Source organism: Kitasatospora sp. NPDC057500 (genome assembly GCF_042802195.1).
Taxonomy (GTDB): Bacteria; Actinomycetota; Actinomycetes; order Streptomycetales; family Streptomycetaceae; genus Kitasatospora.
Window position 1 is genome coordinate 21,525 of record NZ_JBHVER010000100.1, and the last position, 6,712, is coordinate 28,236.

Annotated in this window: 7 protein-coding genes; 6 read left to right on the forward strand and 1 reads right to left on the reverse strand. The window is 73.3% G+C overall.

Annotated elements, in window-relative coordinates:
• Positions 1-28: 28 nt before the first annotated feature.
• Positions 29-979, forward strand: coding sequence for an NAD(+) diphosphatase (nudC, locus tag ACFU74_RS21485; protein WP_380759051.1), 951 nt, complete (start codon positions 29-31; stop codon positions 977-979).
• Between the two features lie 218 nt (positions 980-1,197).
• On the forward strand, positions 1,198-2,067 hold the full coding sequence (locus tag ACFU74_RS21490; protein WP_380759053.1) for a GntR family transcriptional regulator: 870 nt from the start codon (positions 1,198-1,200) through the stop codon (positions 2,065-2,067).
• Between the two features lie 43 nt (positions 2,068-2,110).
• Here the strand turns inward: ACFU74_RS21490 and ACFU74_RS21495 are convergent, their stop codons facing one another.
• A complete protein-coding gene (locus ACFU74_RS21495) occupies positions 2,111-2,368 on the reverse strand; it encodes a mycoredoxin (RefSeq protein WP_380759055.1) in 258 nt (85 codons plus the stop codon).
• A 304-nt stretch (positions 2,369-2,672) separates the two neighbouring features.
• On the opposite strand from ACFU74_RS21495, the gene ACFU74_RS21500 reads away from it, so the two are divergent.
• From ACFU74_RS21500 to ACFU74_RS21515, 4 genes are all read left to right on the forward strand, one after another.
• On the forward strand, positions 2,673-4,934 hold the full coding sequence (locus ACFU74_RS21500; protein ID WP_380759057.1) for an ATP-dependent DNA helicase UvrD2: 2,262 nt from the start codon (positions 2,673-2,675) through the stop codon (positions 4,932-4,934).
• A gap of 293 nt (positions 4,935-5,227) precedes the next feature.
• Complete coding sequence (locus tag ACFU74_RS21505) at positions 5,228-5,704, forward strand: hypothetical protein (protein WP_380759060.1); 477 nt, start codon at positions 5,228-5,230, stop codon at positions 5,702-5,704.
• A 168-nt stretch (positions 5,705-5,872) separates the two neighbouring features.
• Complete coding sequence (locus ACFU74_RS21510) at positions 5,873-6,238, forward strand: WhiB family transcriptional regulator (protein WP_380285518.1); 366 nt, start codon at positions 5,873-5,875, stop codon at positions 6,236-6,238.
• 149 nt (positions 6,239-6,387) lie between these two features.
• Positions 6,388-6,633: a hypothetical protein gene (locus ACFU74_RS21515; RefSeq protein WP_380759064.1), complete on the forward strand. Its 246-nt coding sequence runs from the start codon at positions 6,388-6,390 to the stop codon at positions 6,631-6,633.
• Positions 6,634-6,712: the final 79 nt, after the last annotated feature.

Genomic DNA, 6,712 nt, shown 5'->3' on the forward strand with positions numbered 1-6,712 from the left:
AACCGTCCGGAAGACTCATCACGTGGGGATGGAACAGTTGAGCACCGTGCCTGAGACCGAACGCCCGCTGCACCTGGCGCTGGCCCGGGCCGGGGTGGACCGGGCGGCCCAGCACCGGTTCGACGAGCCCTGGCTGGCGGCCGCGTGGAGCCACCCGTCCACCAAGGTGCTGCCGATCGCCGGCGGCGAGGCGTTCGTGGTGGACACCGGGCAGGGGACCGAACTGGTCCTGCTGCCCTCCTTCGAGGCGCCGCAGAACGGCGACCGGTACTTCCTCGGCACCGACGAGGACGGCGTCTCCTACTTCGCGCTGGCCGGCGAGAGCCTGCCGGGCCGGCTGGACGGCGACGCCCGCCCGGCCGGGCTGCGCGAGGTCGGCGCGCTGCTCTCCGACCGGGATTCCGGGCTGCTGGTGCACGCCGTCGCGCTGGAGCACTGGCACCGGCTGCACAGCTTCTGCTCGCGCTGCGGCCACCCGACCGAGAAGGCCGGCGCCGGGCACGTGCGGCGCTGCACCTCCTGCGCGGCCGAGCACTACCCGCGCACCGACCCGGCGGTGATCATGCTGATCACCGACGAGCAGGACCGCTGCCTGCTCGGCCGCCAGGCGCTGTGGCCGGAGGGCCGCTGGTCGACGCTGGCCGGCTTCGTCGAGCCGGGGGAGTCGATCGAGCAGGCGGTGGTGCGCGAGGTGCGCGAGGAGGCCGGGGTCGGGGTCGCCGAGGTCTCCTACGTGGCCAGCCAGCCGTGGCCGTTCCCGTCCAGCCTGATGCTGGGCTTCCTGGGCCGGGCGGACCCGGAGGGCACCGCGATCACCGTGGACGGCGAGGAGCTGGCGGAGGCGCGCTGGTTCTCCCGGGAGGAGCTGCGGGCGGGCATGGCGGCGGGGGAGATCCTGCCGCCGTCCGGGATCTCGATCGCCCGGCACCTGGTCGAACTCTGGTACGGCGAACCGCTGCCGTCGGCGGCCCGCTGGTAATTCCGGACGGGCCCCGGAGCGTTCCGGGGATGGGGGCGCGCGGAGTTGATCCGCGCGCCCCCAATTTCCTTTTCGAACCCGTCTCCCCAGGATGTTCGTAACCGGAGCGGCCCTGTCCAGTACGGCCCCCGGAGCCCGGGCCGGCGGTGTCACCGATCCCGGCGGACTTTGCCGCAAACGCCTGAAAGCCCATCACCCGGATCGCTACATTCACTCGGGTGACAATCCCCCGGGGCACCGCCCAATCCCCCAAATACCAGCGCCTCGCCGCCGACCTGCGCCGCCGGATCGCCGAGGGCGAGTTCACCACCGCCGCCGCGCTGCCGGTCGAGAGCGAACTGGAACGCCAGTACGGCGTCGCCCGCAACACCGTCCGCCTCGCCGTCGACGTCCTCGTCAACGAAGGCCGACTGGTCCGCCTCCAGGGCAAGGGCACCTATCTGCGCGAGCACCCCGTGCTCGACCACCGCGCCTACGGGCCCGCCCCCCGCCTCGAACCGCAGGACGCCCTCCCGCGCGACGCCGCACCGCGCGACTGCCTGGCCGTGCCCAGCGCCGTCTACCGCGGCGAGGCCGCCGAGAGCGGGCGCGAACTGACCGTCGACTTCGAGATGATGATCGTCCGGGCCCGCGTCGACATCGCCGAACGGCTCGGACTGCGCCCCGGCGAGGCCATCGTGGTCCGCCGCCAGCTGCGCATGCTCGACCGCGAGCCGTACTCGATCGAGGAGAGCCACTACCGGGCCGGCCTCGCCGCCGGCACCCCGCTGATGGAGCCCGACCAGATCGACGGCGGGGACGAGGCGGTGCTCGCCGCCCTCGGGCGCACCGAGATCGGCGCCGTCGACCACCTCGTCGCCCGGATGCCGGGGCCGGAGGAGGCCCAGTGGTTCCAGGGCGGGCCCGGGGTGCCGCTGATGGTCCAGACCCGGGTCACCTACGACCGGCGCGGGCCCGTGCGGGTCATCGAGACGCGCTACTCCGCGGACCGCAGCCGGCTGGTCTACGGGGTCGGCGACCTCGGCGCCCGGGCCTCGCTGCCCGCGCCCGCGGCGCCCGTCGACCCCGCCCGGGCCGGCACGCCGTAGCCGCGGTGGGCGGGCGTGCCGGACCGGCGCCGGGTGACCCGCGTCAGGCCGCCAGGGCCTTCTTGACCTGCAGCAGGCTCGGGTTGGTCATCACGACCTGCTCGCCGCCGCCGGCCGGCTGCACCAGCACGGTCGGAACGGTCTGGTTGCCGTTGTTCACCGACTCGACGAAGGCCGCCGACGCCGGGTCCTCCTCGATGTTGATCTCGGTGTAGCCGATGCCCTCGCGCTGCAGCTGGCTCTTGAGCCGGTTGCAGTAGCCGCACCAGGTCGTGCTGTACATCGTGACGCTGCCGGACATCGAGGGGACTCCTTCGAGTAGGGGAGGGGCCTGCCAGGGGGCGCCGCGCGGGTCACGCGGCTCCGGGGGGACAACGTCCACCGCCCGCGGGTCATTCCGCTCCCCGGCCGGCCGGACCGTACTGGCGTGCGCCCACCCGTACTGGCATGCGCCCGCCTGTACCGGCGTGCGCGCACCTGAACCGGCGCGGGGCCGAGCACACACGCCCTTGAATGCCACTACCCGCCCTCCATGTCGCGATCATCCGGCGATCACACCGCCCCTGTGGACAACCCCGCCCGGGATGTCCGTGCGGACTGAGAGGATGGAACGCATGCAGGAAGACCTCTTGAGCGGCAGCCCGTTCGACGGACACCAGGACGCCCACCGCCACGGCGACCCCGCCGGCGGCCCCGACGCCGTCCTCGCCGGGCTCGACCCCGAACAGCGGGCCGTCGCCACCGCCCTGCACGGTGCCGTCTGCGTCCTCGCCGGCGCCGGCACCGGCAAGACCCGCGCCATCACCCACCGCATCGCCTACGGCGTGCGCAGCGGCGTCTACCAGCCCCAGCAGGTCCTCGCCGTCACCTTCACCGCCCGCGCCGCCGGCGAGATGCGCGGCCGGCTGCGCCAGCTCGGCGCCGACGGCGTCCAGGCCCGCACCTTCCACGCCGCCGCGCTGCGCCAGCTCCAGTACTTCTGGCCGCGCGCCGTCGGCGGACCCGTCCCCCAGCTGCTCGAACGCAAGGTCCAGCTGGTCGCCGAAGCCGCCGGCCGCTGCGGACTGCGCGTCCAGCGCACCGAACTGCGCGACCTCACCGCCGAGATCGAATGGGCCAAGGTCACCCAGACCGGCCCGGACGACTACCCCGCCGCCGTCGCCAAGTCCGGCCGCGAAGCCCCCCGGGACCCCGCCGAGACCGCCCAGGTCTACCGCGTCTACGAGGAGACCAAGAGCCGCCGGGGCAACATCGACTTCGAGGACGTCCTGCTGCTCACCGCCGCCATCCTGGAGGACCGCCCCGACATCGCCGACCAGGTCCGAGCCCAGTACCGGCACTTCACCGTCGACGAGTACCAGGACGTCTCCCCGCTCCAGCAGCGCCTCCTCGACCAGTGGACCGGCCCCGGCGGCGGCGCCAGCCTCTGCGTCGTCGGCGACGCCAGCCAGACCATCTACTCCTTCACCGGCGCCACCCCCGACTACCTGCTCGGCTTCCGCACCCGCCACCCCGACGCCACCGTCGTCAAGCTGGTCCGCGACTACCGCTCCACCCCCCAGGTCGTCCACCTCGCCAACGGACTCCTCGCCCAGGCCCGCGGCGAGGCCGCCCGCCACCGCCTCGAACTCGTCTCCCAGCGCGAGGCCGGCCCCGAGCCCGTCTACACCGAGTACGAGGACGAGCCCACCGAGGCCGAGACCACCGCCCGCCGGATCAAGGAGCTCCTCGCCGCCGGCGTGCGGGCCAGCGAGATCGCCGTCCTGTTCCGCACCAACGGCCAGTCCGAGGTCTACGAGCAGGCCCTCGCCGACCTCGGCGTCCCCTACCAGCTCAAGGGCGCCGAGCGGTTCTTCGAACGCCCCGAGGTCCGCGACGCCGGCGTCCTGCTGCGCGGCGCCGCCCGCGCCGCCTCCGACCCCGTCACCGACGGCGCCCCCGACCTCGCCGGCCAGGTCCGCGCCGTCCTCGCCACCCGCGGGTTCACCGCCGAACCGCCCGCCGGCTCCGGCGCCGTCCGCGACCGCTGGGAGTCCCTCGCCGCCCTCGTCCGGCTCGCCGAGGAGTTCGAACGCGGCCGCGCCGCCGAGGGCCTGACCACCGACCTCGCCGCCTACGTCGCCGAACTCGACGCCCGCGCCGCCGCCCAGCACGCCCCCGCCGTCGAAGGCGTCACCCTCGCCTCCCTGCACGCCGCCAAGGGCCTCGAATGGGACGCCGTCTTCCTGGTCGGTCTCACCGAGGGCACCCTGCCGATCATCTACGCCAAGACCGACGAGCAGGTCGAGGAGGAACGCCGCCTCCTCTACGTCGGCGTCACCCGCGCCCGCAAGCACCTCACCCTCTCCTGGGCGCTCTCCCGCTCCCCGGGCGGGCGCGCCTCCCGCAAGCCCAGCCGCTTCCTGGACGGGCTGCGCCCGGGCTCCAGCGCCCCCGGCACGCGCCCCGCCGGGCGCGGCGGGCGCGGCGGGGAGGCCGGCGAGCGCTCCGCCGGGCGTCGGGCCCGCGGCCCGGTCACCTGCCGGGTCTGCGGGCGGGCCCTCACCGAGGCCGTCGAGCGCAAGCTCCGCCGCTGCGAGGGCTGCCCCTCCACGATGGACGAGGCGCTCTACGAGCGACTGCGCGAATGGCGCGCCGCCCAGGCCCGCGAACAGGGCGCCCCCGCCTACGTCGTCTTCACCGACGCCACCCTGATGGCCATCGCCGAGGACGTCCCCGCCAACCGGCAGGAGCTCGCCGGCATCTCCGGGGTCGGCGCGATGAAGCTGGACAAATACGGGGCCGCCGTGCTCTCGTTGTGTGCGGGGGAGGAGCCCGTCAGGGATCCGGTGGACGTCACGGACGACCAGCCGGACGAACCGGCCTGAGCCGGTCCGGGGCGATCACAGCGGGCGTCGGGAGGCGCCGCGGAGACCGTCGGGAAACTCGCCGGAAAAATAGTTTGCGCGCCGTACCGGGAGCGCAATAGCCTGCCGGAGCGGTCAAGGGGACGCGATCGGCACAGGGTGACGCCTGCCGCCGTGTGCTCCCGCGCCCACAGGCTTCATCAGCTCTACAGCTTCACAGCCTGACAGCTCCACAGCTTTACCGAGACAGACATCCGAACAGTTCGGAGCCCGGGAGACCAGGCCCCGCGAGACGCCGAGAGGAGGCGAATGCAGTGGAAACCATGATCACCAAAATGACTGGCCAGGCCGTCAACGCCGCCTCGCTGCGTGCCGCCGATCTGCGGCTCGCCGTCGAGCTGTGCGGAACCGGTCTGGGTCTTGACACCACCGGTGTCTCCGTCGTTCCCGCCTCCCTCGCCCCCGCTGTCAGTGGCCTCGGACACACTGGCCCCGGCAGCACCGGCATCCAGGGCGGCAGCCTCGACGGCACCAGTGTCAAGACTGGTCTGTCCCGCGACTGGGCGTCGGCCGATGCTTCGCGCTCCCTGCGTGATGAGCGACCGACCCAGGCACCGAAGACGGCCGTAGCCGTCGCCATGCATGGCGGCTATGCGCAGGTCATCGGTGCCGGAAACGCCCAGAAGCAGAACGAGCAGCAGATCAACCAGGCCATGGCCGCCTTTACGGGCGCCACGGCCATCCGGATGTGGGCCTTCCGCGGCCCCGAACCCTGGAGAGAACGAACCTGAGCCAGCCTCAGGTCGGTGCCTCCAGGGCCGCGGAATCCCCCACACCGGGATCCGCGGCCCTTCTGTTTTGTCCGGTACGCAAGACCACCCAGGCCCCCCGGGGCCTCCGGCCCAGCCCCATCAGTCAGCTGAGCCGGACCCACTGAGAAGACGAGGAAGACGCCCACAGTGTCCACGGTCATCACGCCGCCCACCCCGTCCGTACCGCCGACAAGCCAGATCAAGGCCGACCAGGCCGACCCCCCGGAGGTTCTCCCCATGCAGTTCACCTCGATCGACCAGGCCGAGGAGCTCGGTCTCCCCATCCCGTGCCGCGCCTTCGACCCCGAGGTCTTCTTCGCCGAGACGCCCGCCGACGTCGAGTACGCGAAGTCCCTCTGCGGCACCTGCCCGGTCAAGGACGCCTGTCTCACCGGTGCCCTCGAGCGCCGCGAGCCCTGGGGCGTCTGGGGTGGCGAGCTCTTCGTCCAGGGTGTCGTCGTGGCCCGCAAGCGGCCGCGCGGCCGCCCGCGCAAGACCGAGGTCGCGGCGTGAACCCCGCGTCCGGAGCCGGAACCGTCCGCCGGGGAGAGCAGCCCCCGCTGGACGACGCCCTCCGCCGCTCCGTACGCCTCGCCGCCGCCAAGGCTGACGCCGCCCGCATTCACCCCTTCCCGACGACGCACCACGAGCAGGACCACCACATGACCGCCGCCGCCATCGATCCGACCGTCCGCGCCGAGCAGACCACCGAACTCCAGATCCAGAACAGGACCCTTGAGATGCAACTCATCCATGAATCCCTGGCCCGGGCGCATATGCAAGAGCGCCTCCAGGAGGCCGAGCACCAACGGCTCGTCGGCCGGCTCGCCCGGGCCCACCGGCTCAGGCAGAAGGCCGAGCGCGCCTCGCTCCGGGCCCGCAAGGCCCTCGCCGTCGCCCTGATGTGACCGGGACGCCGGCGCATTAGCGTGTCACCGGCCCACCGGGCCAGTACCCCCGTCGAGCCGCAGGCCGCCTCCCGACACC